The sequence below is a fragment of the Acinetobacter halotolerans genome (assembly GCF_004208515.1).
Taxonomy (GTDB): domain Bacteria; phylum Pseudomonadota; class Gammaproteobacteria; order Pseudomonadales; family Moraxellaceae; genus Acinetobacter; species Acinetobacter halotolerans.
Window position 1 is genome coordinate 41,363 of the sequence record NZ_SGIM01000010.1, and the last position, 24,605, is coordinate 65,967.

Genomic DNA, 24,605 nt, shown 5'->3' on the forward strand with positions numbered 1-24,605 from the left:
ATCATGTTGGATGGTCTGTTGAAATACGGCATCGTGATTCCTGTCTATAATCATCCGCACTATCTCGCTGATCTGGTGCAGCATTTGCAACAATTTCAGTATCCGATCATTTTGATCAATGATGGTAGCCATGCCGCATGTAGTGAAATTTTGCGACAATTGGCGCAACAAAATCAACATGTACATTTGGTTGAACATGCGACCAATCAAGGTAAAGGTCAGGCTGTGATTACAGGGTTGCGTTATGCTACCGAAATGGGGATGACACACCTCTTGCAGCTCGATGCAGATGGACAACATCACTGGGAGGATGTTGCTAAATTTTTCCGATTGTCGCAACAACACCCCGAAGCAATGGTGATTGGACAGCCGATTTTTGATGCTTCTGTCCCGAAAAAACGCCTATATGGTCGTTATGTGACCCACTTTTGGGTGTGGCTCAATAGTCTATCTTTAGAGATTAAAGACAGCATGTGTGGCTTTCGGATTTATCCTTTGAATAAAACCATTCCTATCTTAGATAAAGCCAAATTTCAGCCACGCATGGGTTTCGATAGTGAAATTCTTGTACGCTTAAAATGGGAAAATACCCCGTTTATTAATGTGCCTACGCCTGTGATTTATCCTGAACATGGTATCTCCCATTTTAATGTATGGCGTGACAATATCGGCTTGAGTCAAGCCCATGCTCGATTATTTGCTGGTATGTTGATTCGCTTGCCTCAATTGCTTTGGCAAAAACGTGGTTCTGGTAAGTCTCGGGCAGATTAATGACAAACCCTCAGCACACGCCGAATGATACTTGGCATGACATTAAAGAGCGCGGCGGTATGTTACCGCTCATGCTCATGCTTGGCTTTTATCGTTGTGGCGGGCGTTGGCTATGTCGGGTGATTCTGTATTTTGTTATTATGTGGTATTGGTTATTTGCGGTAGCTGCGCGGCAGGCTTCTTTGCAATATTTGCAGCGTGTACATCAGTTTGCAGGTCCTCAGTCGCCTTTTACAACGATGCCAACGTGGGCAAATAGTTATGCTCATTTTATGCAGTTTGGTGAATGTATTCTGGATAAAATAGAGGGTTGGTTGGGACATATTCCAGAGCAAAAACTGGAATTAATAGGCCATCAGCATTTTCAACAACATTATCAAAAGGGTACGATTATTATCGTATCGCATTTTGGCAATATTGAGTTATTACGTGCGCTGAAATCCGAACATCCACAAAAAATTAATGTACTGGTTTATCAAAAGCACGCGACACAATTTAATCAGTTTCTCAAAAAGTTGAATACTAAAGCCGATGTAAATTTGATTGCTGTTGATGAACTTGGCATTGAAACCGCCATGCTGTTACAAGAAAAAATGCAGCAGGGTGAATGGGTGATTGTGGCAGCAGATCGCATTCCTGTGCAGTCAGATCGGGTGCAAAGTGTTCCATTTTTAGGTGAATCTGCCCAATTCCCACAAGGGGCTTGGATTTTGGCAAATTTACTTAAAGTGCCTGTTCTCGCTGTATTTTGTTATCGTGCACAGCATAAGTTTCAGGTGCATATTCATCATCTTGCAGATCAAATCGATTTACCTCGAAAAACTCGACTCAGTAGTATGCAACAAGTGACTCAGGCATACGTTGCCGTGTTAGAACAACATTGCTTGGCTGCACCGTATCAATGGTTTAATTTTTATCAGTTTTGGACAAAATAACGTGAATGCAAGTCAAATGGGATCAATGATCAAGCCAGTGGTGATTGTTGGAGAACAACCGCTCAGTATTGAAGACGTGGTAGCAGTTGCTCGAAATGAATGTCGTGTCGCACTCCCAGAAACAAATGCTTGGCGTGAATTAATTCAACGCGGTGCAGACTTTTTGGATCAATTACTTGCCGATGAAGGTGTGATCTATGGCGTGACCACAGGTTATGGTGACTCGTGTCTGGTAGAGATTCCGATGCACCAAGTCCATGAATTGCCTTTACATTTATCGCGTTTTCATGGCTGTGGCTTGGGCGAAAACTTGGATCTGATCACAGCGCGTGCCGTGGTGGTGACACGGTTATGTTCATTGGCTCGTGGTTATTCAGGGGTGTCTTTGGCATTGCTGGAACGTTTGGTGTGGATGCTGAATGAAAATGTGATTCCTGTGATTCCCTCCGAGGGTTCAGTCGGCGCAAGTGGAGATTTAACCCCACTGTCCTATATCGCAGGAGCATTGGTCGGCGAGCGTGATGTTTATGATCAAGATCAAAGTCGAGTTGTTCCAATTGCACAGGTCTATGTTGAAAAAGGTTTACAGCCCTTAACCTTACGTCCAAAAGAAGGTTTGGCGTTAATGAATGGCACAGCTGTAATGACCGCGATTGCTTGCTTAAATTATAAGAAAGCCGAGCAAATCAGTTTAGCTAGTACTTTGATTACTGCACTGAATGTTTGGGCATTGGAGGGCAATCCAAGTCATTTTGATGAAGTGTTATTTGCACAAAAACCACATCAAGGACAGCAACAGATTGCTCAACAACTACGTGTATGGCTGAATAGCGAAGTACAAACTGCGCATCAAAGTCCACGCTTGCAGGATCGTTATTCCTTACGTTGTGCGCCACATATTATTGGTGTATTTGAAGATTCAAAAACATGGTTACGTCAGTTTATAGAAAATGAATTGAACTCCAGTAATGACAATCCTTTGATTGACCCGATTCACTTACGGGTTTTACATGGTGGGCATTTCTACGGTGGACACATTGCCCAAGCGATGGATAGCTTAAAGATCATGATTGCCAATATTGCAGACTTGATGGATCGACAAATGGCGCAATTAGTTGATCATAAAATGAATCATGGTTTGCCACGTAATTTGACAGGTTCAAGTGCAGATCGTTTACCTTTGAATCATGGTTTTAAAGCCGTACAAATCGGTGTGTCGGCTTGGACGGCAGAAGCCTTAAAAAATACTTTAGCGGCATCTATTTTTTCTCGTTCAACTGAATGTCATAACCAAGATAAAGTCAGTATGGGAACCATTGCCGCTCGAGATGCCACCCGAGTGATTACCTTAACGCAACAAGTGCTCGCTGCTTTGTGCTGTGCCAGTGTACAAGCCGTGCATCTGAAAGGCGTGGAGTCAAAGTTGAGTCCAACTTTACAGGCTTTTGTCGCATGGACGTTGCAAAGCTTTGCATTGCTTGAAGAAGATCGTCCTTTGCAAACTGAATTACAACAGATCATTGATCGTTTCGACAATTTTGAATTGTTTAATCAGTTTGTGGATCAAGCTTAGGAGTGTCACATGCAGGCAGATGTCATTATTGAAATTCCTTTTCATGATGTGGATACCATGAATGTGGTGTGGCATGGACATTATTTAAAGTATTTTGAAATCGCACGGTGTAAGTTGTTGGATCAGTTTGCTTATAACTACAATCAAATGCGAGCATCAGGCTACGCTTGGCCTGTGATTGAAAGCCATGTGCGCTATGTGCAGGGCATTGAGTTTGAACAAAAGATTTGTGTGCGTGCCATCCTTAAAGAATGGGAAAACCGTTTGAAAATTGAATATCTCATTCTCGATGCAGAAACGGGCAGACGTTTAACCAAAGGTTATACCACGCAAGTTGCAGTGAATATGGAAACACGGGAAATGTGCTTTCAGTCACCCCCCATTTTATTGGACTGCTTAAAGGCATGGGATGAATTTAAGGAGGAGATAAAATGAATTTGGATTCAGTCAAAGTCTTCTGTTTTAAGGCGAACACAGTTCGCCCCTACACGGCAATATCATATAAATGTAGGATGCTTAAAGGACATTTTTTTAAAGGTCTATGCAGGGCGCTTTCGCTCTTTATCGTGCTTTCTCTATTTAGTGTATTCAGCTATGCCGATAGCGCGGCGGTGAGTACGATTTTTCAGCAGCTTGCAAAAAGTGATGTGGTGCGTGCTGATTTTGAACAACAAAAAAAGTTAGCTAGTTTAAATAAAACCTTTGTTTCCAATGGCACGCTGACCTTTGCCAAATCTAATGGTGTGCTTTGGAAAATCAAACGGCCTGTACAAGCCGATTTGATCGTGACGCAAAAGAAGCTTGTACAAAAAACCCAACGAACCTACAGCCAGATTCAGATTGATCAATCGCCATATAGTTCTGTTGCAACACTGTTTTTGCAGTTGATGTCGGGTGATGAAAAAGCTTTGGCGAAGAACTTTAATGTGGTTTCTGCCGATTATCGCCCTACAGGTTGGAATGTTGCATTAACGCCGAAGTCAGGTTTATTTAAAAAATTGTTTGTACGTATTGAGGCACAGGGGCAGCAGTATGTCGATAAAATTGTGATTCAGGAACAAGCCAATAATAGCACCACGATTTTATTCCGTAATCAAAATACCCCATTGAAACTAACGGCTGCTGAAGATGCGCTTTTCCAATTGGCAAAATAAATTTACTGCCATCTGGTTAATCCTGTTAACCGTTGTTGGACTAGCACTTGCGTTTGCATGGCTAAAAAAAGATATTCATATCCAGACCAATATTTTTTCTTTGTTGCCTGAAACGCAACAAAATCCTGAGTTGGCGAAAACCCAGCAATATATGAGTGATCAACTCAATCAAAAAGTGTTTGTGGTATTAGAAAGCCAAGATCAGCAAGCGATAGAACACGCTACACAATTGTTTGAAACACAACTCAAGAAAAGTGCGTTGTGGCAGCCGCTCAAACCACAACTTGATTTAGAACAATTTTCAAAGCAGTTATATCTGCATCGTGCAGGCTTGTTGAGTCCACAAGATCGTCAGCTTTTGCAACAGGCGGTACAACAGCAAGATTTTGAGGCTTTGACTGAACAAAGTTTGATGCAGCTCATGAGTGTCGGGATGCCGATTACGGCAGAATCTTTGCAACAAGACCCTTTGCTGTTATTTCCGCGTTATATGCTGAATGTAGCGACGCAAGCCTCAAGCGATGTCGAACTTGAGCATGGTTTTGCAACCATTCACGATGAGCAGAACGTTTCACGCTTATTGGTCTTGGAACTGACACAGAGTCCCTACAATATTGATTATCAGCAACTGGTGACAGCTTGGATTGCCCAAATGCAACCACAGCTCAATGACTTAAATGTGCAGTCGCATTGGACAGGCACGATTTTATTTTCCAATTTTGGTACGCAGTCGGCGCAAAAAGAAATTTCAACCATTGGTTTAGGTTCAACCCTTGGTTTGATTGTGTTGGTCTGGTTTGGTTTTCGTTCATTCCGCCCATTGCTGACTGAGTTTATTGCCGTTTCAACAGGAAGCTTATTGGCTTTTGCCATAACCCATCTGATTTTCGGTGAAATTCATCTGATGACTTTGGTCTTTGGCGCAAGTTTGATCGGGGTCTGTGTCGATTTTTCTTTCTATTTTATGGCGATGCAATCACAGCATCGTAAACTGGATGGTTTTAACGTTCTCAGGCCTTTGTTGCCGAGCTTGTTTATGGGCTTAATGACGACGGTTGTGGCATATATTTTTCTGAGTTTTACTCCCTTTCCAGCATTTAGGCAAATCGCGGTATTTTCGATCGTGGGTTTGGTGGCAGCATGGATCACAAGTGTCTTGTTATTGCCACGATTGCCATCACTGAATGCTCAGCCTGCAATTCAATGCTTGGGATGGATTGGGCAAGCACGACAATGGTTTCAGCAACAGCATAAAATGCGTTATGGCTTCATTGTTGGCATCATTGCCATGGGCAGCGTGAGCATTTTATTTTTACAGCCCAATGATGATATCCGTAATTTGCAAAGTATGGATGCCAAGCTCAAACAGCAAGATCAATATATTCGTTCTTTGTTTGGACAGCAGCAAAGCAGTGATTATTTTGTGGTGCAGGCCAGTTCAAGTACTGAACTGGAACAACAAGAATCACAATTATTACTCAAGCTTCAGCAATTACAACAGCAAGGGGCAATCGAAAGTTTTCAAGCTTTAGGTCAATGGATTCCATCGTTGGCACAGCAACAGCAAAATGTACAGTTATTACAACAAATTCCTGAAACGGCACTGAAAAAGTATGCAGCGACGATGGGCTTGAAATTTGCGGATGTACAACGTTGGCAACAGCAATTACAGCAGCAGCCTTTACTCACTGAACAGGTTTTTCAGCAGCATCCTTTGGCTTTTTTACAGCCGAGTTCAACCGAACGTTTGGTCATCGTAAATGGTGTGCAGCAGACAGAATTGTTACAGCAACTAGAATCCGCCAATATTCATTTTCAACAACCTGTTGATACACTCTCAACTGCCTTTGCTCAGCATCGCCAGCAAGCACAGCATTTATTGATCTATGCCTTGTTGGCTTTGGCGATTGGTTTAGGGGCTGTTTATGGTCTTGGCTCAGTTTTGCCTTTGGTGTTGCCTGTCTCTTTGGCTTTGCTCAGCACCTTTGCAGTACAAGCATGGCTCGGTGTGGAAATTAACCTATTTAGTATTATGGGAACGTTCTTGATTATTGGGATTGGGGTGGATTATGCCATTTTTTATCGGCATGGACATGATCATCCACAGGTGGTCGGCATGGCGTTGTTTTTGTGTATGATGTCGACCCTGTTGGGCTTTGGATTATTGTCGTTGAGTGATACTTACGCCATTCATTGTTTTGGTTTAACTGTTTTACTTGGCGTGATCTTTTCATTTATTTACGCAACTTTATTCACTCCTGCTGATCAAAAGCATATTGTCGACTTACCACATCGGAGCATAACATGAACACAATACAACAAACGGATGTGGTGATTATTGGGGCTGGGCCTTCGGGCAGTTCGGCTGCGGCGTTGCTCCGTCAAAAAGGCTATGCGGTGACGGTGATTGAAAAACAATATTTTCCGCGCTTTTCCATTGGTGAATCGCTGCTGCCACAATGTATGGTGTTTTTGGAAGAAGCAGGGTTGTTGGACACCATTCGTGAACATGTTGCAGAACGTGGTTTTCAGTTTAAAAATGGCGCGGCATTCCTGTGTGGTGAAAAACGCAGTCATTATGATTTTACCGAGAAATTTAGTGCAGGGCCAGGGACGACTTGGCAAGTGCGCCGTGCTGACTTTGACCATTTACTGGCGCAACAAGCGCAGCAATACGGTGCAGATATTCGCTTTGGTCATGAAGTCACCGCAGTTGATGTCGATGCTGATCAGCCGATGTTAACGGTCTTGGATGAGTCGCAGCAGCAATATCAAATCCAAGCCAAGTTTTTGTTGGACGCCAGTGGTTTTGGGCGCATTCTGCCGAAACTGCTAGACTTGGAAAGCCCTTCAAATTTCCCAGTACGTCGTGCCATTTTCACGCATATTGAGGATGGTATCGGAGATCGTGCTGATTTTGATCGCAATAAGATCTTGATTACCGTCCATGAAAACGATCATCGTGCTTGGTATTGGTTGATTCCGTTTGCGGATGGGCGTGCATCGTTTGGTGTGGTGGCAGAACAAGATTTCTTTAACCACTACTCAGTTCCTCTTGATGCCGATGGTCATGTTACAGATGTAACCCAAAATGAGCCTGAAGCATTATTAAAACGGATTTTGGCGGATGATCTAAGTTTGTCTCAAGTCTTGCAACATGCCAAATTTGATACACCCGTGAGAACATTGGTGGGGTATTCTGCCAATGTAAAGCAACTTGCAAGTCGTAACTATGCGTTATTGGGCAATGCAGGTGAGTTTTTAGATCCTGTTTTTTCATCGGGTGTGACGATTGCGCTGAAATCATCAAGTTTGGCTGTACCATTGGTTGAGCGAGTATTGAATGGCGAACAAGTCGATTGGATGCAGGAATATGAACTGCCACTGCGTAAAGGGATTCAAGTGTTTCGTGCCTATGTCGAGTCATGGTATGAGGGGGGATTTCAGGATGTGGTGTTTTCAACTCATCAGAATGAAAGCATTCGCCGTATGATTTCTTCGTTATTGGCGGGTTATGCGTGGGATGATCAAAATCCAATTCATAAAAATGCAAAAAGTCGTTTAAGCGCTTTGGCTGAATATTGCCGAGAGGGTTTAGCACAAGAAAAAGCCTTAGAGGTCTAATATGCAGCGAATCGGTATGCAACGGATTTGGCTCAGTCTATTGTGTTGTAGCGCATTGTTGTTGGTGGGATGTCAGCTCACACCACATGCGCAAGGTCTGCAAAGCAGTCACTGGACAGCACAACACTATCAACGCCAAGATCAAGTTGAAGTTCAATGGAAAGATAAAAGTTATAGTTTCCTACTCTACCAACAGCAACAAGGGCAGCAGTTAAGTTTGGTTGGCTTAGGTTTAACAGGGCAGCCTTTATTTGCATTACAATTTGATGGTCAACAGGTCAAAGTGCAGCAACGTATTCAACAAATGCGGTTATTGCCTTTTGAGTTTGTGGTGCGAGATATTTTATTTGCTACTTATCCCAATTTTTCCCAATTGGGTCAACAGGCGGTCAGTATTGAACATTCAACGAATCATCAGCGTGTGTTCATTGGTGGAAAATCCATATTACAGATTCAGCAACAGGAAAAGCTGATTGAACTGGATAATCTACAAGTACCTTACCGCATGACATTGAGTCCAATTGAAAATACCTTAAATGCAGATCAGCCTGAGCAAGCGGTGCAGCCATGAGTGAGTCACGATTACAAATGCCATGTGAGCAGCCTAAATTTCAAGCTGTTGGCATTCCATTCAGTGTTGGGCTTTCTGCTTTAGGGCAAGATATCGAACACATTCGTAAAAGTTTGGTTGAACCAAATAATACGTTGAGCTTGGAAGATGGATTATTGGCTGATCGTGCTGTATGGGTCGGACGTTATTCTTATCCACTGATTGAACGTGTACCTGAGTCATTGCAAGCATTTGATTCTAGAAATTTACGTTTTACGCTGACGGCTTTGGCAAAAATCGAGACTGAGATTCAGGACTATGTGGCACAGATTGATCCAAAGCGGTTGAGTATTGTGATTGGAACATCAACCTCTGGCATATCTGACAGCGAAGTACGATTGAAACAGTATTTTGCAGGTGACCAGTCGGTTGACATACCACATCAGCCACAGGAAATGGGCTGTATTGCCAAAGCATTAAAACAGTATTTAGGTTGGCAAGGCGCGGCTTACACCATATCAACTGCATGTTCATCCAGTGCCAAAGCCTTTGCCGCAGGGCAACGTTTGATTCAATCGGGTTTGGCGGATGCGGTTCTGGTGGGTGGTGTGGATACCTTATGTCAACTGACTTTAAATGGTTTTAATAGCCTTGAAAGTTTATCGGCTGGTCTTTGCCAACCTTGTGGTTCGAAACGTGATGGTATCAATATTGGTGAAGCTGCAGCGTTATTTTTACTGACTAAAGCGGCTGCGCCGATCATGTTATATGGTGCAGGAGAGTCGATGGATGCTTGGCATATTTCTGCACCGCATCCTGAGGGCATTGGTGCCGCGACCGCGATGCAACGTGCTTTAGACGTTGCTGCAATCACAGTGCAGCAGCTGGGCTATGTCAATTTGCATGGTACAGCCACGCCACAAAATGACGCGATGGAAATCAAAGCCATCCGCCATGTATTTCAAAACCATTCAGTTGCATTAAGCAGTAGCAAGCACAAAACGGGACATTGTTTGGGGGCAGCAGGTGCGATTGAAGCTTTTATTTGTGTTCAGCTATTAAAAGATCAACGTTGGTTGCCTGTTCATCAACAGACTGAAATTGATGCTGATTTAGCAGATCAAAACTATGTACGAGAGGCTCAACTGACGAAAAGCATTGAATATGTCATGAGCAATTCATTTGCCTTTGGTGGCAGTAATATCAGTTTGTTATTTGGTGTGGCTCAAGATGAGGGGCGTTAAATGAAACTTGATGCGATTCACTATATTCCGCATGAACAACCGATGGTATTTATTGATCATCTGATTGAGGCAAATGAAGGTTATGCCATTGCAGAACTGACCATTCGCCCTGGACTGATGTTTTGTGAAGCACAGGGTTTACCGACTTGGGTAAGCATTGAAATTATGGCACAAACAGTGAGTGCTTATTCAGGCTGGATGGGGCAACAATTACAACAGTCTCCCAAAGTTGGTTTTTTGTTGGGGACTCGGAAATTACAGTTACCCATTCCATATTTTGAACTGGGTCAAACCCTGAAAATTCGGGTGGAGCAGCAATATCTACATGAGGGGTTGGGGCAGTTTTCCTGCGAAATTTACGATGCTGAACATGTGATTAGTGCCATGTTAAGTGTGTATGAGCCGACAGATCAATCAACATTAATATTATAGGTTTTGGAAAAACAATGAGTAGAAGAATATTAGTCACAGGCTCAAGTCGAGGAATTGGTAAAGCGATTGCGTTGCAATTGGCGCAAGCAGGCTTTGATGTGACGATTCACGCACGTTCACGCGAGACAGAAGCGGCTCAAGTGGTTGAACAAATTCAGAACTTAGGGCAAAAAAGCCATTATTTACTTTTTGATGTCAATGCACGCGAAACGGTCAAAAGTTTACTTGAACAAGATGTTGAACAACATGGCGCATTTTATGGGGTGGTGCTGAATGCTGGACTCACCCATGACGGTGCATTTCCTGCCTTAACTGATCAGGATTGGGATGAAGTCATTTCAACGTCATTGGATGGTTTTTACAATGTACTCAAACCTTTGATTATGCCGATGATTCATTTACGTCAAGGCGGACGTATCGTCACATTGTCTTCAGTTTCGGGCATGATGGGAAATCGTGGACAAGTCAACTATAGTGCTGCTAAAGCTGGTTTAATTGGGGCAAGCAAAGCACTGGCATTAGAGTTGGCTAAGCGTAAAATTACCGTCAACAGTGTCGCCCCAGGTCTTATTGAAACAGAAATGGTCACAGATGAAGTCAAAGATCATGCTTTAAAAATGATTCCGATGCAACGTATGGGGCAGGTGGATGAAGTTGCCAGTGTGGTGAAATTTTTATGTTCAGATGAAGCATCTTATATCACCCGACAAGTGATTTCAGTCAATGGGGGGCTGATCTAATGAAACGTGTGGTTGTAACGGGAATGGCTGGCATTACCTCATTGGGCGAAACAGCAGATGAAATTTTTGCCCAGTTTCATGCGGGCAAAAGTGGTATTTGTTATATGCCTGAATGGGAACAATATCCAGATCTAAGAACCAAACTGGCAGGACCTGTAAAGACATTTCAAATGGCTAAGCACTTTAATCGTAAAGTGACGCGGGGTATGGGACGCGTGGCATTAATGTCGGTGATTAGTGCGGAAAATGCATTGCAAGATGCGGGGCTGATCGATCACGAGATCCTGAAAAGTGGTGATACAGGCGTGGCCTTCGGTTCTTCAGCAGGTAGTGTCGATGCGGTTCGTGAGTTTGGCAATATGCTAATTGATCAGGATATGAGTAAGATCAATGCGACGACTTATATTCGTATGATGTCACATACCAGTGCAGTCAATATGACGGTATATTTTGGATTGAAAGGTTTAACCTTGCCCACTTCAAGTGCATGTACTTCGGGTTCAATGGCAATTGGACAGGCGTACGAAGCGATCAAATATGGCAAACAAACCGTCATGATTGCAGGCGGTGCAGAAGAACTGAGTGCAGCAGGCGCAGCGGTTTTTGATGTATTATTGGCAACCAGTGGCATGAATGATCAACCCGAAAAATCACCACGTCCTTTTGATGCCAAGCGCGATGGTTTAGTGATTGGTGAGGGGGCTGGCTGTTTAATTCTGGAAGAATATGAACATGCCAAACAGCGTGGCGCAACCATTTATGCTGAAATTGTTGGCTATGCCAGTAATACCGATGGGCAGCATGTAACCAAGCCTGATAGTGAAAGGATGGGGCAATGTATGCAGATGGCGCTCAAAGATGCCCAGCTTGATGCCAGTCAAATCGACTATGTCAATGCGCATGGTACGTCTACCGATCAAGGCGATATTGCCGAAAGTCAGGCCTCAGCACGCGTTTTGGGTCGAAAGCCAATTAGTTCGTTAAAAAGTTATTTTGGGCATACTTTAGGTGCTTGTGGTGCGATTGAAGCATGGCTAGGCATCGAAATGATGAACCGTGGAGAGCTTATTCCAACCTTAAATTTGGATATGGTTGACCCACTTTGTGGTGATTTAGATTATATTACTCAACAAGTGAGAGCGACTGATATCAGTATCATGATGAGTAATAACTTTGCCTTTGGTGGCATTAATACCTCACTGATTTTTAAACGTATAACATAACAAGGGGCATCAAAATAATGTCAATCAAACAATTATTCTTAGCAACTGTTTTAACAACCGCTTTTACTGCATCCGTTCAGGCTGCAGATAGCGTGCATCAATTTGATTTTAAAGCGGCAGTTGATCGTGCAGTGGCTGATGGTACTTTAGATGGTTCGGTAAAGTTCTATCTTAAAGGCAACAAATCAGGGGGTAAGGTATTAGAGCAAGATATCGTGACCAATCAAAAGACCAATGGTTTTGGCAAGTCTGCTGAGAAATCATGTGATTGGGTGCTTCGTTCTGCACTATTACAATTGGATAAAGCAGCAAAAGCACGTGGCGCAAATGCTGTGACCAACATCGTCAGTTATTTTAAAAAGAATGAAGTTCAAAGTTCGACGACTTACGAATGTCATAAGGGTATGGCAGTTGCAGGTGTTGCTTTGAAAGGTGATATTGTTAAGTTCTAAAATCCTGCCAACCTCTCTTTTCACTGAGGGGTTTTATGAGTAAAGCCAATGACGACTACACGTAAAATCGAAATACATGTTCAGGCATTGGCTCAGCTTGTTGATCGGGATAAAGCTGACTTTGCTGATTTGCGTTCATTTAACCATTATAAGAAAGGTCAGATTCAAGCTTATCGCAACCAGCTACTCGCAAAAAAGTTAGCCTGCGACATTTCAGGTTTAAGCTTTTCAAAACATGAACAGGGCAAACCTTTTTTAAACTCGCACTCGCTGCATTTTAACCATTCGCATAGTCAACAATACTATGCTTTGGTCATGAGCGAGCGAGTAAAAGATATTGGGATTGATGTCGAAGAGTTGGATCGAAAAGTACGTTTTGATGCTTTGGCGCAACATGCATTCCATCCTGAAGAATATCAAATTTGGCAACAGCAAGCTCGAGATCAGGAATATTGGTTTAAAGTCTGGACCACAAAAGAAGCGATTTTAAAAGCCTCAGGCCTAGGTATTCGTTTAGATTTAAATAGCTTAAATACGCAAGTTCATCCATCTAATCATGGTGGAATGTGTACGCATCCATTGATTGGCACTTTCGCCTATCAGAATTTCATCTTAAATCGTGTCGTGGTGACAGTTGCATGGCGAGCAGAGCAGTCTTGTCGAGGTTTTCAGTTTCCACAGATCCAAATGATTCAGCATTAATTTTTTTTGCAACTTTTAGTTGGCTTTTTCATAGATATTCAAATCGCATACCCAAAAAAATGCCAGTGATTACACTGGCATTTTCTTTGAATCAAGAAGAGTGGTGAGATTTAAGGAATCTCGTCTTCTTCGAATTCAGGCTTCACTTGTACGATAAAATCTTGACGATCTAGACCACGCCATAATGCGTATGCAGTACCAATATAAATAGATGAATAAGTACCAACAAACACACCGACAATCATTGCTGCTGAGAACCAATGTAAGCCCTCACCACCCAAGATAAACATCGCAACCACAACCAATAATAACGTTGCAGAGGTATGGAGAGTTCGACGCAAGGTTTCGGTTAAGGCAATATCAATGATCTCTTGCGAACTGGTGTGACGGATCTTACGGAAGTTTTCACGAATACGATCCGATACCACGATATTATCGTTGAGTGAGAAACCAATAATCGCTAACAATGCTGCCAAAACGGTCAAGTCGAATGGCCATTGGAACAATGCAAATGCACCAAGAATGATGACAATATCGTGGAATAACGACATGACAGCACCCATTGCAAGCTTAAACTCGAAACGAATGGTGACATAGATCAGCATTAGGATCAGTGCAAGTGCAACTGCACCAGTAGAACGAACATAGAGTTCATTTCCGACCGCACCACCAACCGCATCTACTTTATGAACGTTAACCGTATTATTCGGTAACTGAACTGCTTTGGTAATGCTGTTGCTGAGATCTTCAACTTCTAGATCGTCCTGTACTGGCATACGAACAATCAGGTCCGTATTACTACCTAAGGTCTGTACAACAGCATCTTTAAATCCAGCTTGACTCAATGCTTGGGTAATCTGTGACGGTTGAACGGCTTGTTCATAGTTCAATTCAGCAGACACACCACCCGTAAAGTCCAAACCGAGATTTAGACCTTTGGTTGCAATAAAGAAAAGACTGGCAATCGTCAGTAAGATCGAGATAATTGCCGCTGGTTTGGCAATCTTCATAAATGGGATGATTTTTAAATCATCTGGACGACCGTATTGCTTTGAGTCACGTTGAGTCAGATCTGACATATCAATCTCCTTAAATACTCAACTTGGTCAAATTACGGCGTTTGCCATAAATGAGTTGTACGATTGCACGTGTGACTGTAATAGCAGTAAACATCGAACAAATAATACCGATCATCAACGTGACAGCAAAGCCTTTGATCGGACCTGTACCAATTGCAAATAAAATAAATGCAACAAGGAAAGTGGTTAAGTTGGAATCAACAATCGTGTTATAAGCGCGATCATAGCCCGCCACAATGGCTTGTTTTGGTGAGGCGCCCCAGCGTATTTCTTCTCGGATACGTTCACAAATTAGAACGTTTGCATCGACCGCCATACCAATGGTAATGACGATACCTGCAATCCCTGGAAGGGTAAGGGATGCGCCTAACCATGACATTACAGTCAAAATCATTGCCAAGTTAAACACAAGTGCAAAGTTTGCGATAAAACCAAATAGACGGAAGAAAACCACCATCCAAATTGCGACTAAGATAAAGCCGATAATGGTCGACTGAACCCCTTTCTCAATATTCTCTTTACCGAGACTAGGACCAACTACACGCTCTTCAACGAAATACATCGGTGCTGCTAAAGCACCTGCACGGAGCATAAGCGCAAGTTCAGCCGCTTCTTGTGGTGAATCTAAGCCCGTAATACGGAATTGTGAACCTAGAACAGCTTGAACCGTTGCTGCATTGATGACCACAGATTCGGTATATGGCGTGCGCACCTCAGTTTGTGCACCTGTTTCAGGATCGGTGACATAGCTGATTCGTTGTTTATTTTCGATAAACAAAACTGCCATGCGTTTACCAACAGCATTGCGTGTGCCGTCAGCCATCAGTTTGCCGCCAGCGCTATCCAAGGTAATATTTACTTCTGCGCCGCCTGAATCTTGGCTAAAGCCTGAGCTTGCATTTTGAACGCGTTCACCAGTCAAAATACGGCTACGATTGAGCAGTAATTGACGACCACTATCCAAAGATTCAAAAGCAAAGACTTCTGTTCCAGGAGGAACGGGTTGTCCATTATATTGACGTGTGTACGGATCAATATATTGATCATTGCTATCGGCAACTAAGCGGAATTCTAAGTTCGCTGTGCGACCTAAAACACGTTTTGCTTCAGCAGTGTCTTGTATTCCCGGTAACTCCACGACAATACGGTTACTGCCTTGGGTTTGTACCAATGCCTCAGCAACACCCAATTCATTAATACGGTTACGTAAGGTTGTTAAGTTTTGATTGACGGCGTAGGACTGAATTTCTTGACGACGTGTATCGGTATAATTCAGTCTCAGGCTTGCACCTGTCGTCGCTGCAATTGCTTGCTGATTAAACTCATTTCCGTTACGGCGTAAGAAATCGGCCGCTGCGTCGCGGTCTGCATTATCTGCAAATTGGACGGTAATGGTATTGTTACTTAAAGCGAGGTTATTGAATTTAATTTTATTGTCACGAAATTGACGACGCAAATCAGTCGCAGATGTTTCCATACGCTGACTAATCGCTTTATCCATGTCGACTTCGAGCAAGAAATGTACACCACCACGTAAGTCTAAGCCGAGTTTCATCGGTTTAGCCCCAATCTTTTGCAACCATTCTGGTGTTGTTGGCGCAAGATTGAGCGCAATCACGTAGTCTTCGCCTAAATCACGGCTCAGAATCGCTTTCGCCTTCAGTTGTTCTTCTGATGAGTCTAAACGTAATAAAGCTGCATTATTAGAGAAACTATTATCGTGACTGCTAATATTGGCAGTTTTTAAAATCTGCTCAGCTTTTTGCACGACACTCTGATCAATCTGAGTACCTGCTTTTGCGCCCGAAATTTGGACAGCAGGCTCATCAGGGTACAGACTTGGAAGTGCATATAACGTACTGATCACAAATACCACGATGATCAGTAAATATTTCCATGCAGGGTAACGCATTCGCTTTCTTCTTAAATGAAAAAGTCGTGCTGAGGCACGACTATTTTATGATTAAAGGTTATTGAGTGTGCCTTCAGGTAACACTGAAATAACACTTGCACGTTGAATTTTAACTTCTACACCACGGCTCAGTTCAACAGTTGCAAAGTCACCATCTAAGCGAATGATTTTGCCCATTAAGCCGCCAGCAAATACGATTTCACTACCCACACCAAGACTATCAACCAAACTACGATGCTCTTTGGCACGTTTTGCTTGAGGACGCCAGATTAAGAAATAAAAGATCGCAACAAATACAGCGATCATCAATATGTTAGCCATTAAGCTTGGTCCTTGTTGAGCAGCCTCAGCAGCGTGGGCAGTAGAAATGAAAAAGCTCATTTTGATTTCCTAAAGTTTAAAAAGGTCAAAAAATTGACAATAAGTTCCAATTCGTTTTGCAATGTACCTTGTCTTGGCTTTGCGTGCAAATCCAGATGAATTAATTTGGACAAGGTGGAACTTCTAATCCGCGACGTGCATAAAAGTCCTGTACATACGCATCAAATGTATCGTTATCCAGTGCATCACGCATCCCTTGCGTCAGGCGTTGGTAGTAACGGAGGTTATGAATTGTGCCGAGCATCGATGCCAACATTTCTCCACACTTCTCTAAATGATATAAATAGGCACGACTAAAGTTTTTACAAGTGTAACAATCACAATGTGGGTCTAAAGGACCTTGATCATGGCGATATCGACTATTACGAATTCTGACCAAACCATCAGTGACAAAATAATGCCCATTACGTGCATTACGTGTCGGCATCACGCAGTCAAACATATCAACACCGCGACGAACCGCTTCCACGATGTCTTCAGGCTTACCGACACCCATGAGGTAACGTGGTTTGTCCTCTGGCATTTTATTAGGTAAATAATCAAGCACCTTGATCATTTCATCTTTTGGCTCACCGACAGATAAACCACCAATCGCATAGCCATCAAAACCAATGTCTAACAAGCCAGTGAGTGATTCATCACGTAGATCTTCGTACATCCCACCTTGAATAATGCCGAATAGGGCATTTTTATTCTTAAGTTCATCATGATGGTGGGTTTTACAACGCTTGGCCCAACGTAAAGAAAGCTGCAAAGATTTTTGTGCTTCTTCATGGGTTGCAGGATAAGGTGTGCACTCATCAAAGATCATGACAATATCTGAATTGAGGACTTGTTGAATTTCCATCGAAATTTCAGGAGACAAGAAAACTTTTGATCCGTCAATCGGAGAGCGGAAAGTCACACCTTCTTCTTTAATTTTACGCATTGCACCCAAGCTAAATACTTGGAAGCCGCCGGAGTCAGTCAAAATAGGTTTATCCCATTTGATAAACTCATGTAGACCGCCATGCTCTTTAATCACTTCTAAGCCAGGACGTAAATATAAATGGAAAGTATTGCCGAGGATAATTTGTGCTTGAATTTCTTCAAGATCACGAGGCAACATGCCTTTAACCGTACCATAAGTACCGACTGGCATAAACACTGGGGTTTCAACCACACCATGTTCTAAAGTGAGTCGACCACGACGGGCGCGTCCCGACTGGCCTAATTTTTCAAATTTCATGTCATAACCCGAGCAAGATCGAAGTACCCTTTAAGGGAGTACTAGGAGGCGAAAAAACAGTTCGCTGATCAAAAACGGCTATTTTCCTTGATTATGGCGCGCAGTTCTACTACTAAATGTAGCTGGCGTTAAAAATTCGGTTTATAGTCAAAATTACGATCAATCACGGGATCACGGAAAGGGCGAATCGCTTTCTTTGATAAAGTGATGGTATTGACCAAATTGTTTGGAAAAACTTGAATGTGATTATTAAACAATTCGACATTGCGGTTAAAGATGGTAATCGCTGCACCGACATTTTCATTCAGTTCTTGAATATCATCCATCATCTTGCTGTATAGCGTATCTGCCTTCAGCTCTGGGTAATTTTCAACCACAACATTTAAACTACGCATCAAATCGCTATTTAATTTTTCGATGTGCTGTAACTTGGCAATATCGGTATCATTAATATTGAGATTCATAATCTGCTGACGTAAAGCAGTCACTTGCTCTAAGGTCGATTTCTCAAAGACCGTATATTTACTTAGCGTATCTTCGAGCGCTTCCAGTGTTTTGACTTTTTGGCGCTCAAAATTGGCAACTTCTGCCCAAGCACGTTTGGTGGCATTGAAATACCGCACGATCGTATTGCGGATATGAATCCCCCAAACGATGAGTACAACAAAAATCCCCAAGAAAATGAGTAAACCTGTCATTGCCATTCCCCTTTATTATTTACCGAGTATAACTTTTATCGTTCCTCATCCCTTATGCCGTTTTAGTGGTGGATCAGGGCTAGGATGAGTTATTTAATTAAATTGAGCATCAATTCTTGAAATCTTTGATATTGAGGCATGGTCATGGTACGAAGATGCCCACGTAGTGCTGGAATATCATTGATTTGATCGCGCTTACTCGTTGTTTGTAATAGGTTTTGTTCACCAACATAACAAAGAATTTGCTCTTGATGATGATAGATTAAATCGCCTTTAAAATGTTGAAAAAAATCATGTAATTTTAAGGTCATGCTTGGGCTAATGCTTTTAGCGAGTTCATGTTGGCTTCGCCCAAAAATTTTAAGATTACGATTGACTGAAATATCACTACTTTCCCACGCATGAGCATACGGTTCAAAAAAACGAGAGCGTTGGTTACTGACTGCAATCCCTAAAGCAGGCATTTGAAAAATAAATGCGCCCCATAAGTCTTTATGTATTTCTTTACTGATCTGTTGATTCTTATCACCATTGCTGAGAATGGGCAGTTCGCTGACATAATGATATTGGAAGATCAACACCTGATGTTCAGTGACACCATCATGCCATGTCGTGGAGGCGTATTGCGTAATGTCATTAGATTCCGTGCCCCGATGAAACAATGGAAAAAATTGTTTCAGTCGACTGATCACCAGTGTTGGCTGCGCCTGAATTGGGAGATAAGCAGGGAGTTGTTGGAAGTTTAAATGATAACGTAGGGTCATCAAGCGCTGTTCTAGATATTCTGTTACTTGTATCAAGGGCTGTTTCGGTTCATAAAGCAAATAGGCTAAAAATCCAGAAAGAAATGCGCCTAAAAAGCTCCAAATAAATTGAATGTGCGGATGAATAAAATAGCCGAAGACCAAACAGCATGCACTGATAATCGCAAGGAGTAGGGGCAGTATATTAAAGAAATGCAAGCTATGCGCTTCACCCCAAGGATGTAGTTTATCGAGCAGTTCTTGATCGGTTGTTGATTTATTTCCAATATCCCAAAGCCGAGCAATATTGCGAAAAACTTGAGCGTTTTTTTTACGTCTTATATGGAATGCTTGTTGTACAGTGTCGATCGGCATGGCGATGATCAATTCATTATATTAGATTGATGAGGTATAGATTATGCTTTAAATTTCAGAAACTAAGAAGTGCCTTGTGGGCTATTTTAATCAGTATAGATGGAATTAGAGAGTCTTGAGCAAACTGGTGAGTGCTTCTTGTAAACGTTGAAGTTTTGGCATTTTAAGTTGTTCGAGTGTTTCAGCAAGTTTATTAACCGTGATTGCCTGAAATAAATAATTATTCTCCGCTAAAGGGGATTCATTGAATAGCCAGCACATCACACTAGTTTGTGGGTGTACATAAAAATCTCCATAAAAAGTCTGCATCATTTTATCCAATGACAATACTCTTTCTGGCGTTAAAAACTTAACAAGCTCATATTCATTTACGCCAGTTTGCTGATGCTTTTTATTAAAGAGAATATCACTAGATTTCCACTCTATACCTAGATGACATTGATGTTTATAGTGAGCTGAGATGCTGATGCCTTTGAATGGAAAATTCTCCATCAGTACGCCCCACAGATCACAATGGGTCGTTTCATAGAATTCTTTGCCTTGATCATCGGTTATTCTTGTTTGATAGGTATAGTGATAGTTAAAAACAGAATAATGATATGTTTTTTGCTTAATCACTAATTGTCCATCTAGCAATATTTTAACAGTATTTTCTGTATCACCTAATTGAAATAAAGGATGATCTCGTAAAGTAGGATTTACGGGGATGTCATCATGATGAAACTTAACCTGATAGGTCTGTTCCAGAACATAGATTCTTAATTGTTCTTTTAGGCTGTCTAATTCAGTTGTCGGAATACGATAACGCACACCAATACTAAACAGAACAACACAAACAATTAGATAGTAGGCCGAGAACAAAAGGCCTGCCAATAAAAAAATCAGACTCAGCGTGCACATTGTCCAGTATAGGTAATTCTTGATATACAGGTTTTGCTCGCCATCCCAGTGTTTTAAGGTATTAATTAAAAGTTCTGGTGAGGGTTGTTTCTCTAGCAATTGGCGAATGGCCTCAATATTTTTTAAGGTCGACTGATTATGAGTAGATTGATTTTGAAAAGTTTTTTTAATTTTATTGGATATGAATGGCATAGTTTTTTAGATAATCATTCTGAAAAAATAGGCTAAACCATGATTTAGCCTATGAGTGATATTTATGCGAGTTGATCAATCAACATCGCATCGCCATAGCTAAAGAAGCGATAGCGTTGTTCAACGGCATGCTGATATGCCGCCAAAATATTATTCCGATTTGATAGGGCGGAAACAAGCATCAATAGCGTGGACTCAGGTAAATGGAAATTAGTAATCAAACGATCCACCATGCAGAACTGATAACCTGGGTAGATAAAGATTTGAGTGTCACCTGTCCACGCTGCAATTTTACCACCATTTGCTTGCGCTGCACTTTCTAAGGCACGTGTCGCAGTTGTGCCAACGGAAATCACTTTATTGCCTCGTGCTTTGGTTGCTAAAATTAAATCAATCGTCGCTTGCGGTACATCACACCATTCACTGTGCATAATATGGTTACTAATGTCTGTGGTGCGAACTGGCATGAAGGTTCCCGCACCAACATGCAAAGTGACAAAAGTTTTTTGAATGCCTTTTGCTGCCAATTTTGCTAACAAATCTTGGTCGAAATGTAAGCTTGCAGTCGGAGCAGCTACACTGGCGATTTTTTCAGGATCATGAAAAACCGTTTGATAACGTTCAGTATCAATCTCTTCAGCTTCACGATTGAAATAAGGTGGAATCGGTAACTGACCGTATTGATCCAACACCGACAAAATTGGCTGTGAAAATTTCACCACAAATAGATTTTCGTGGCGACCTTGTACGGTCACAGGAACTGCATCTTCACCAATATACAGTTCTGCGCCTGCTTTAGGTGAGTTGCTCGATTTGATATGGCAATGTGCTGTATGCGTATCCAACATACGTTCAACCAAAACTTCGATAGCACCGCCAGTGGCACGTTTTCCTTTTAATCGTGCTTTCATGACTTTAGTGTCATTCAGAACCAGTAAATCACCATCTTCCAATAAATCTAAAATATCGGTAAAAGCATGGTCGTGATATTGACCTTGTGCATCGATATGCAATAAGCGTGATGCGCTACGGCTTTCTAATGGGTAGCGAGCGATAAGTTCATCTGGAAGATCAAAAGAAAAGTCGGAGAGTTGCATACATCTAAAACATTGCAAAAAATTGGGCGTAGTATAGTCTTTTTTGTGTTTTTTCGCTGAGCTTGATGTTTATAGCTAAAAAAATATCTGAATGATTTAAAAGTGAGCAATAAGTGATGGATGGGGTTTGACAATAAAATCAAACAGGTTATGATACGCAACACAAAGCATCGCACTCTTCCCGAGGTGGTGAAATTGGTAGACGCGGCGGACTCAAAATCCGCTGTCAGAGATGACGTGTCGGTTCGAGTCCGACCCTCGGGACCAAGATTCAAAGACCCCAAGCTGGTATTAAAGGCTTGGGGTTTTTTTGTGGCGATTAAAAATGTTAGTCTAAGAAGCTTGTTTAATTTTTACTCTAGTTTAGGTCATGGTTACTTTATAGCCATAGGCGTAAATTTTTTGAAGAATAATCAGGATCTGTTGTCATTTTAATCGTTCATTATGTTATGCCTCGTACTGTTTAGGATTGCTTAAGTCTAAAACCCTTGAGTCGTCAGTATTTGTGTAATGTCAGCAGATCCTATGAAAAGGATAAATAATGAAGCCGTATCAAAGAGCTGCACTTGCTTTGGCAGTACTAAAGCTAGAAACCAATAACACAAAACGCAATATCTATGATTATACTCAGTCTTGTTATCCTCGAATTTCAGGTCATGCTGATAAAGCGTGCATAAAGTTTTTTGATTATGATCGAAATACCTATTTTGAGGGGCGGTTTAATGACGGTGAATATCGTCTTTATGACTACGGGCATGGTGAATACATCTCGATAAAACAAAAATCTGCTGGTTGTTACGAGGGGTATCATTATGGAAGCGGTCGTTATTATTCGATTGCATGTCAGGGAAATAAGGTGAGTTTTTACGATTATGGCACCGCGCTTTACTATAACTTTGCCTAAAAAGACTTTTATCTTCTAATGACTTGATAAATTTCATTCTTTCTATATCTTCTTGTGAAGAACATTTAAGACAGTAATCCTGACAAAGAGCAGTGATTTATGGCTGCTTTTTTTTGTTATTGATTACATTTGTTTTCTGCTTTGTCCTCGCAAAAGCTTTCGTCTATTTAGTTCCTGTTTCATCAAATATTTATGTTAATATTTGATGAAATTTCACGTTTTGTTTCGAAATAATGAGAAGCATTTATTGCCTTTTATGTTAAACTTTGTTAATACTAGGTGATAGTTGTCACATTTTCCTAATAAAACGTAAGCAACCGTATAATGATAATATTCGAGAGGCGGGCATGGCTATTCAATTATTAGAATTACAGCAGGCCGAGAAGTTAAGTGCTTGTAAGATTTCTTTGTCTTTAGGTCTAAACACTGAACAGAACTTAATTGAACAATTTCTGCAATTCAATTGTAAATTGATGCAGGCCAGTACCGCATTGCTTTCTTTTCACCAAGAGCCTTATCTTTGGCACCGTTGTCCTGAAAAATTACAAGCAGTTGATTCTACTACGATTGCAAAAAGTCTTAATACTTTATTTGTCAATGATGATCTGATCGATCATCAACATCCCCGATATCCGACTTTACTGGCTTTCTTGAACGTATTTAAACGTAAAGTTCAAAGTGCGATTGCACTGCATCTCAGACATCCTGATCAAACCTCTTTGGGTTACGTGGTGTTATTTGATGAGGATGCACAAGCGTTTAGTGAATTGCAAAAGCAACTTTTACAAGCACACTGCGTTAATTTTATGCAACAGCTTGAATTGAAATTTAGCCATGATGAATTAAAAGAATTATACGAACAAGAAGCGGCGTTGAACGTAAGTAAAACCAAATTCTTTTCGATCATTTCACATGACTTACGTGCTCCATTTCATGGCTTACTTGGCTTTTCTGAAATACTGGCAAAAGAACGCGATACCTTAGATGAATCAAGTATTCAAAATATCGCTGACTATCTCCATGAAACATCTCAATCAACTTATAACTTATTGGAAAGCTTATTGAATTGGGCAATGGCAGAGGGTGGTCGTTTTGTTTATCACCCGATTAATTTTAAGTTGCGGCAAATTACCAATATTGTCACTGATATCTTAAAAACATTGGCTTTGAAAAAGCATATTGAATTGGTCAATGAAGTCGATGAAAACTTAACTGTATATGCCGATATGAATATGATCACCTCTGTGATTCAGAACTTGGTTTCAAATGCCTTGAAATTTACTGACGTGGATAGTGCTGGAAAAGTCTTTATTCGAGCGCAAAGCAAGGGTGACCATGTGGAAATTTGTGTTAAAGACACGGGTTTGGGTATGACTCAAGCACAAATAAAAGATTTATTTCAACCCCGCATTACCGTTAGTTTAAAAGGGACAGCTGGGGAGAAAGGCGCTGGTTTGGGACTTGCCTTGTGTAAACGGTTCGTGGAAATGAATCTTGGTGAAATTAGTGCGAGCTCGAAGGAAGGCGGAGGTACTCAATTTACCGTCCTTTTACCTGCTGCACGTGAACACGTAGATTCATGCATCGAACAGCATAAAAGCCAAGAAAAATTGGTCTAAAGAGATTTTAAAGATAAGCATGTAACTGATATAACTAGAAAGGTCTACAGACCTCATTAAGATGACATTAGTCGAGC

General features: G+C 41.6%; 24 protein-coding genes and 1 tRNA gene. 17 read left to right on the top strand and 8 right to left on the bottom strand.

Annotated features, from left to right (window positions below; genetic code table 11):
* Positions 1 to 3: 3 nt before the first annotated feature.
* The 14 genes from EXE30_RS12000 (at position 4) to EXE30_RS12065 (ending at position 13,400) form a co-directional block, all read left to right on the top strand.
* On the top strand, positions 4 to 771 hold the full coding sequence (locus EXE30_RS12000) for a glycosyltransferase family 2 protein (RefSeq protein WP_171457367.1): 768 nt from the start codon (positions 4 to 6) through the stop codon (positions 769 to 771).
* A complete protein-coding gene (locus EXE30_RS12005; protein WP_130162583.1) occupies positions 771 to 1,706 on the top strand; it encodes an LpxL/LpxP family acyltransferase in 936 nt (311 codons plus the stop codon). Before EXE30_RS12000 ends, EXE30_RS12005 begins: the two co-directional genes overlap by 1 nt.
* 25 nt (positions 1,707 to 1,731) lie before the next feature.
* The gene (locus EXE30_RS12010; protein WP_130162671.1) at positions 1,732 to 3,279 is read left to right on the top strand and encodes an HAL/PAL/TAL family ammonia-lyase; all 1,548 of its coding nucleotides are present in this window, start codon (positions 1,732 to 1,734) and stop codon (positions 3,277 to 3,279) included.
* A 9-nt stretch (positions 3,280 to 3,288) separates the two neighbouring features.
* On the top strand, positions 3,289 to 3,714 hold the full coding sequence (locus EXE30_RS12015; RefSeq protein WP_121930667.1) for an acyl-CoA thioesterase: 426 nt from the start codon (positions 3,289 to 3,291) through the stop codon (positions 3,712 to 3,714).
* Between the two features lie 77 nt (positions 3,715 to 3,791).
* A complete protein-coding gene (locus EXE30_RS12020; protein WP_130162672.1) occupies positions 3,792 to 4,433 on the top strand; it encodes a LolA family protein in 642 nt (213 codons plus the stop codon).
* Positions 4,408 to 6,741: an MMPL family transporter gene (locus tag EXE30_RS12025; protein ID WP_130162584.1), complete on the top strand. Its 2,334-nt coding sequence runs from the start codon at positions 4,408 to 4,410 to the stop codon at positions 6,739 to 6,741. The genes EXE30_RS12020 and EXE30_RS12025 overlap by 26 nt, the downstream gene beginning before the upstream one ends.
* The gene (locus EXE30_RS12030; RefSeq protein WP_130162585.1) at positions 6,738 to 8,057 is read left to right on the top strand and encodes an NAD(P)/FAD-dependent oxidoreductase; all 1,320 of its coding nucleotides are present in this window, start codon (positions 6,738 to 6,740) and stop codon (positions 8,055 to 8,057) included. Before EXE30_RS12025 ends, EXE30_RS12030 begins: the two co-directional genes overlap by 4 nt.
* A 16-nt stretch (positions 8,058 to 8,073) precedes the next feature.
* Positions 8,074 to 8,628, top strand: coding sequence for a DUF3261 domain-containing protein (locus tag EXE30_RS12035; protein WP_130162673.1), 555 nt, complete (start codon positions 8,074 to 8,076; stop codon positions 8,626 to 8,628).
* 17 nt (positions 8,629 to 8,645) lie between these two features.
* Positions 8,646 to 9,851 (top strand): beta-ketoacyl-[acyl-carrier-protein] synthase family protein, encoded by a 1,206-nt coding sequence (locus tag EXE30_RS12040; protein WP_407641642.1) that lies wholly within the window; start codon positions 8,646 to 8,648, stop codon positions 9,849 to 9,851.
* Complete coding sequence (locus EXE30_RS12045) at positions 9,852 to 10,283, top strand: ApeP family dehydratase (RefSeq protein ID WP_130162587.1); 432 nt, start codon at positions 9,852 to 9,854, stop codon at positions 10,281 to 10,283.
* Between the two features lie 14 nt (positions 10,284 to 10,297).
* Positions 10,298 to 11,023 (top strand): 3-ketoacyl-ACP reductase FabG2, encoded by a 726-nt coding sequence (locus EXE30_RS12050; RefSeq protein WP_130162588.1) that lies wholly within the window; start codon positions 10,298 to 10,300, stop codon positions 11,021 to 11,023.
* On the top strand, positions 11,023 to 12,246 hold the full coding sequence (locus EXE30_RS12055) for a beta-ketoacyl-ACP synthase (protein ID WP_130162589.1): 1,224 nt from the start codon (positions 11,023 to 11,025) through the stop codon (positions 12,244 to 12,246). The genes EXE30_RS12050 and EXE30_RS12055 overlap by 1 nt, the downstream gene beginning before the upstream one ends.
* A 17-nt stretch (positions 12,247 to 12,263) precedes the next feature.
* On the top strand, positions 12,264 to 12,698 hold the full coding sequence (locus EXE30_RS12060) for an excinuclease (protein ID WP_130162590.1): 435 nt from the start codon (positions 12,264 to 12,266) through the stop codon (positions 12,696 to 12,698).
* A 48-nt stretch (positions 12,699 to 12,746) separates the two neighbouring features.
* Positions 12,747 to 13,400 (top strand): 4'-phosphopantetheinyl transferase family protein, encoded by a 654-nt coding sequence (locus tag EXE30_RS12065; RefSeq protein ID WP_130162591.1) that lies wholly within the window; start codon positions 12,747 to 12,749, stop codon positions 13,398 to 13,400.
* Positions 13,401 to 13,510: 110 nt separating this feature from the next.
* Here the strand turns inward: EXE30_RS12065 and secF are convergent, their stop codons facing one another.
* The 8 genes from secF to queA all read right to left on the bottom strand — a co-directional run bounded on the left by secF (position 13,511) and on the right by queA (position 22,005).
* Complete coding sequence (gene secF, locus EXE30_RS12070) at positions 13,511 to 14,479, bottom strand: protein translocase subunit SecF (protein ID WP_130162592.1); 969 nt, start codon at positions 14,477 to 14,479, stop codon at positions 13,511 to 13,513.
* 10 nt (positions 14,480 to 14,489) lie between these two features.
* Complete coding sequence (gene secD / locus EXE30_RS12075) at positions 14,490 to 16,391, bottom strand: protein translocase subunit SecD (RefSeq protein WP_130162593.1); 1,902 nt, start codon at positions 16,389 to 16,391, stop codon at positions 14,490 to 14,492.
* Between the two features lie 51 nt (positions 16,392 to 16,442).
* On the bottom strand, positions 16,443 to 16,772 hold the full coding sequence (gene yajC / locus EXE30_RS12080) for a preprotein translocase subunit YajC (RefSeq protein ID WP_005195282.1): 330 nt from the start codon (positions 16,770 to 16,772) through the stop codon (positions 16,443 to 16,445).
* A gap of 100 nt (positions 16,773 to 16,872) precedes the next feature.
* The gene (tgt, locus tag EXE30_RS12085; RefSeq protein WP_130162594.1) at positions 16,873 to 18,000 is read right to left on the bottom strand and encodes a tRNA guanosine(34) transglycosylase Tgt; all 1,128 of its coding nucleotides are present in this window, start codon (positions 17,998 to 18,000) and stop codon (positions 16,873 to 16,875) included.
* Between the two features lie 128 nt (positions 18,001 to 18,128).
* On the bottom strand, positions 18,129 to 18,698 hold the full coding sequence (locus EXE30_RS12090) for a LemA family protein (protein WP_121930655.1): 570 nt from the start codon (positions 18,696 to 18,698) through the stop codon (positions 18,129 to 18,131).
* Between the two features lie 89 nt (positions 18,699 to 18,787).
* Positions 18,788 to 19,816, bottom strand: coding sequence for a hypothetical protein (locus EXE30_RS12095; RefSeq protein ID WP_130162595.1), 1,029 nt, complete (start codon positions 19,814 to 19,816; stop codon positions 18,788 to 18,790).
* Between the two features lie 105 nt (positions 19,817 to 19,921).
* The gene (locus EXE30_RS12100; protein ID WP_228256123.1) at positions 19,922 to 20,815 is read right to left on the bottom strand and encodes a hypothetical protein; all 894 of its coding nucleotides are present in this window, start codon (positions 20,813 to 20,815) and stop codon (positions 19,922 to 19,924) included.
* 155 nt (positions 20,816 to 20,970) lie between these two features.
* The gene (gene queA, locus EXE30_RS12105) at positions 20,971 to 22,005 is read right to left on the bottom strand and encodes a tRNA preQ1(34) S-adenosylmethionine ribosyltransferase-isomerase QueA (protein ID WP_130162597.1); all 1,035 of its coding nucleotides are present in this window, start codon (positions 22,003 to 22,005) and stop codon (positions 20,971 to 20,973) included.
* 180 nt (positions 22,006 to 22,185) lie between these two features.
* Between queA and EXE30_RS12110 the strand changes: the two genes are divergently transcribed.
* From EXE30_RS12110 to EXE30_RS12120, 3 genes are all read left to right on the top strand, one after another.
* Positions 22,186 to 22,272 (top strand) — tRNA-Leu (locus EXE30_RS12110).
* 274 nt (positions 22,273 to 22,546) lie between these two features.
* Positions 22,547 to 22,909, top strand: coding sequence for a hypothetical protein (locus tag EXE30_RS12115; protein ID WP_130162598.1), 363 nt, complete (start codon positions 22,547 to 22,549; stop codon positions 22,907 to 22,909).
* Between the two features lie 347 nt (positions 22,910 to 23,256).
* A complete protein-coding gene (locus tag EXE30_RS12120; protein WP_130162599.1) occupies positions 23,257 to 24,528 on the top strand; it encodes a sensor histidine kinase in 1,272 nt (423 codons plus the stop codon).
* The last annotated feature ends 77 nt before the right edge of the window (positions 24,529 to 24,605 follow it).

Bases quoted from the DNA above. Each gene is read 5' to 3' on its own strand.
- EXE30_RS12010 (WP_130162671.1), top strand. From the start codon at position 1,732: ATGATCAAGCCAGTGGTGATTGTTGGAGAACAACCGCTCAGTATTGAA.
- EXE30_RS12015 (WP_121930667.1), top strand. From the start codon at position 3,289: ATGCAGGCAGATGTCATTATTGAAATTCCTTTTCATGATGTGGATACC.
- EXE30_RS12055 (WP_130162589.1), top strand. From the start codon at position 11,023: ATGAAACGTGTGGTTGTAACGGGAATGGCTGGCATTACCTCATTGGGC.
- secF (WP_130162592.1), bottom strand. From the start codon at position 14,479: ATGTCAGATCTGACTCAACGTGACTCAAAGCAATACGGTCGTCCAGAT.
- EXE30_RS12115 (WP_130162598.1), top strand. From the start codon at position 22,547: ATGAAGCCGTATCAAAGAGCTGCACTTGCTTTGGCAGTACTAAAGCTA.
- EXE30_RS12005 (WP_130162583.1), top strand. From the start codon at position 771: ATGACAAACCCTCAGCACACGCCGAATGATACTTGGCATGACATTAAA.
- EXE30_RS12040 (WP_407641642.1), top strand. From the start codon at position 8,646: ATGCCATGTGAGCAGCCTAAATTTCAAGCTGTTGGCATTCCATTCAGT.
- EXE30_RS12035 (WP_130162673.1), top strand. From the start codon at position 8,074: ATGCAACGGATTTGGCTCAGTCTATTGTGTTGTAGCGCATTGTTGTTG.
- secD (WP_130162593.1), bottom strand. From the start codon at position 16,391: ATGCGTTACCCTGCATGGAAATATTTACTGATCATCGTGGTATTTGTG.
- yajC (WP_005195282.1), bottom strand. From the start codon at position 16,772: ATGAGCTTTTTCATTTCTACTGCCCACGCTGCTGAGGCTGCTCAACAA.
- EXE30_RS12065 (WP_130162591.1), top strand. From the start codon at position 12,747: ATGACGACTACACGTAAAATCGAAATACATGTTCAGGCATTGGCTCAG.
- EXE30_RS12050 (WP_130162588.1), top strand. From the start codon at position 10,298: ATGAGTAGAAGAATATTAGTCACAGGCTCAAGTCGAGGAATTGGTAAA.
- queA (WP_130162597.1), bottom strand. From the start codon at position 22,005: ATGCAACTCTCCGACTTTTCTTTTGATCTTCCAGATGAACTTATCGCT.
- EXE30_RS12020 (WP_130162672.1), top strand. From the start codon at position 3,792: ATGCTTAAAGGACATTTTTTTAAAGGTCTATGCAGGGCGCTTTCGCTC.
- EXE30_RS12095 (WP_130162595.1), bottom strand. From the start codon at position 19,816: ATGCCGATCGACACTGTACAACAAGCATTCCATATAAGACGTAAAAAA.
- tgt (WP_130162594.1), bottom strand. From the start codon at position 18,000: ATGAAATTTGAAAAATTAGGCCAGTCGGGACGCGCCCGTCGTGGTCGA.
- EXE30_RS12060 (WP_130162590.1), top strand. From the start codon at position 12,264: ATGTCAATCAAACAATTATTCTTAGCAACTGTTTTAACAACCGCTTTT.
- EXE30_RS12025 (WP_130162584.1), top strand. From the start codon at position 4,408: ATGCGCTTTTCCAATTGGCAAAATAAATTTACTGCCATCTGGTTAATC.
- EXE30_RS12030 (WP_130162585.1), top strand. From the start codon at position 6,738: ATGAACACAATACAACAAACGGATGTGGTGATTATTGGGGCTGGGCCT.
- EXE30_RS12090 (WP_121930655.1), bottom strand. From the start codon at position 18,698: ATGACAGGTTTACTCATTTTCTTGGGGATTTTTGTTGTACTCATCGTT.
- EXE30_RS12120 (WP_130162599.1), top strand. From the start codon at position 23,257: ATGGCTATTCAATTATTAGAATTACAGCAGGCCGAGAAGTTAAGTGCT.
- EXE30_RS12000 (WP_171457367.1), top strand. From the start codon at position 4: ATGTTGGATGGTCTGTTGAAATACGGCATCGTGATTCCTGTCTATAAT.
- EXE30_RS12045 (WP_130162587.1), top strand. From the start codon at position 9,852: ATGAAACTTGATGCGATTCACTATATTCCGCATGAACAACCGATGGTA.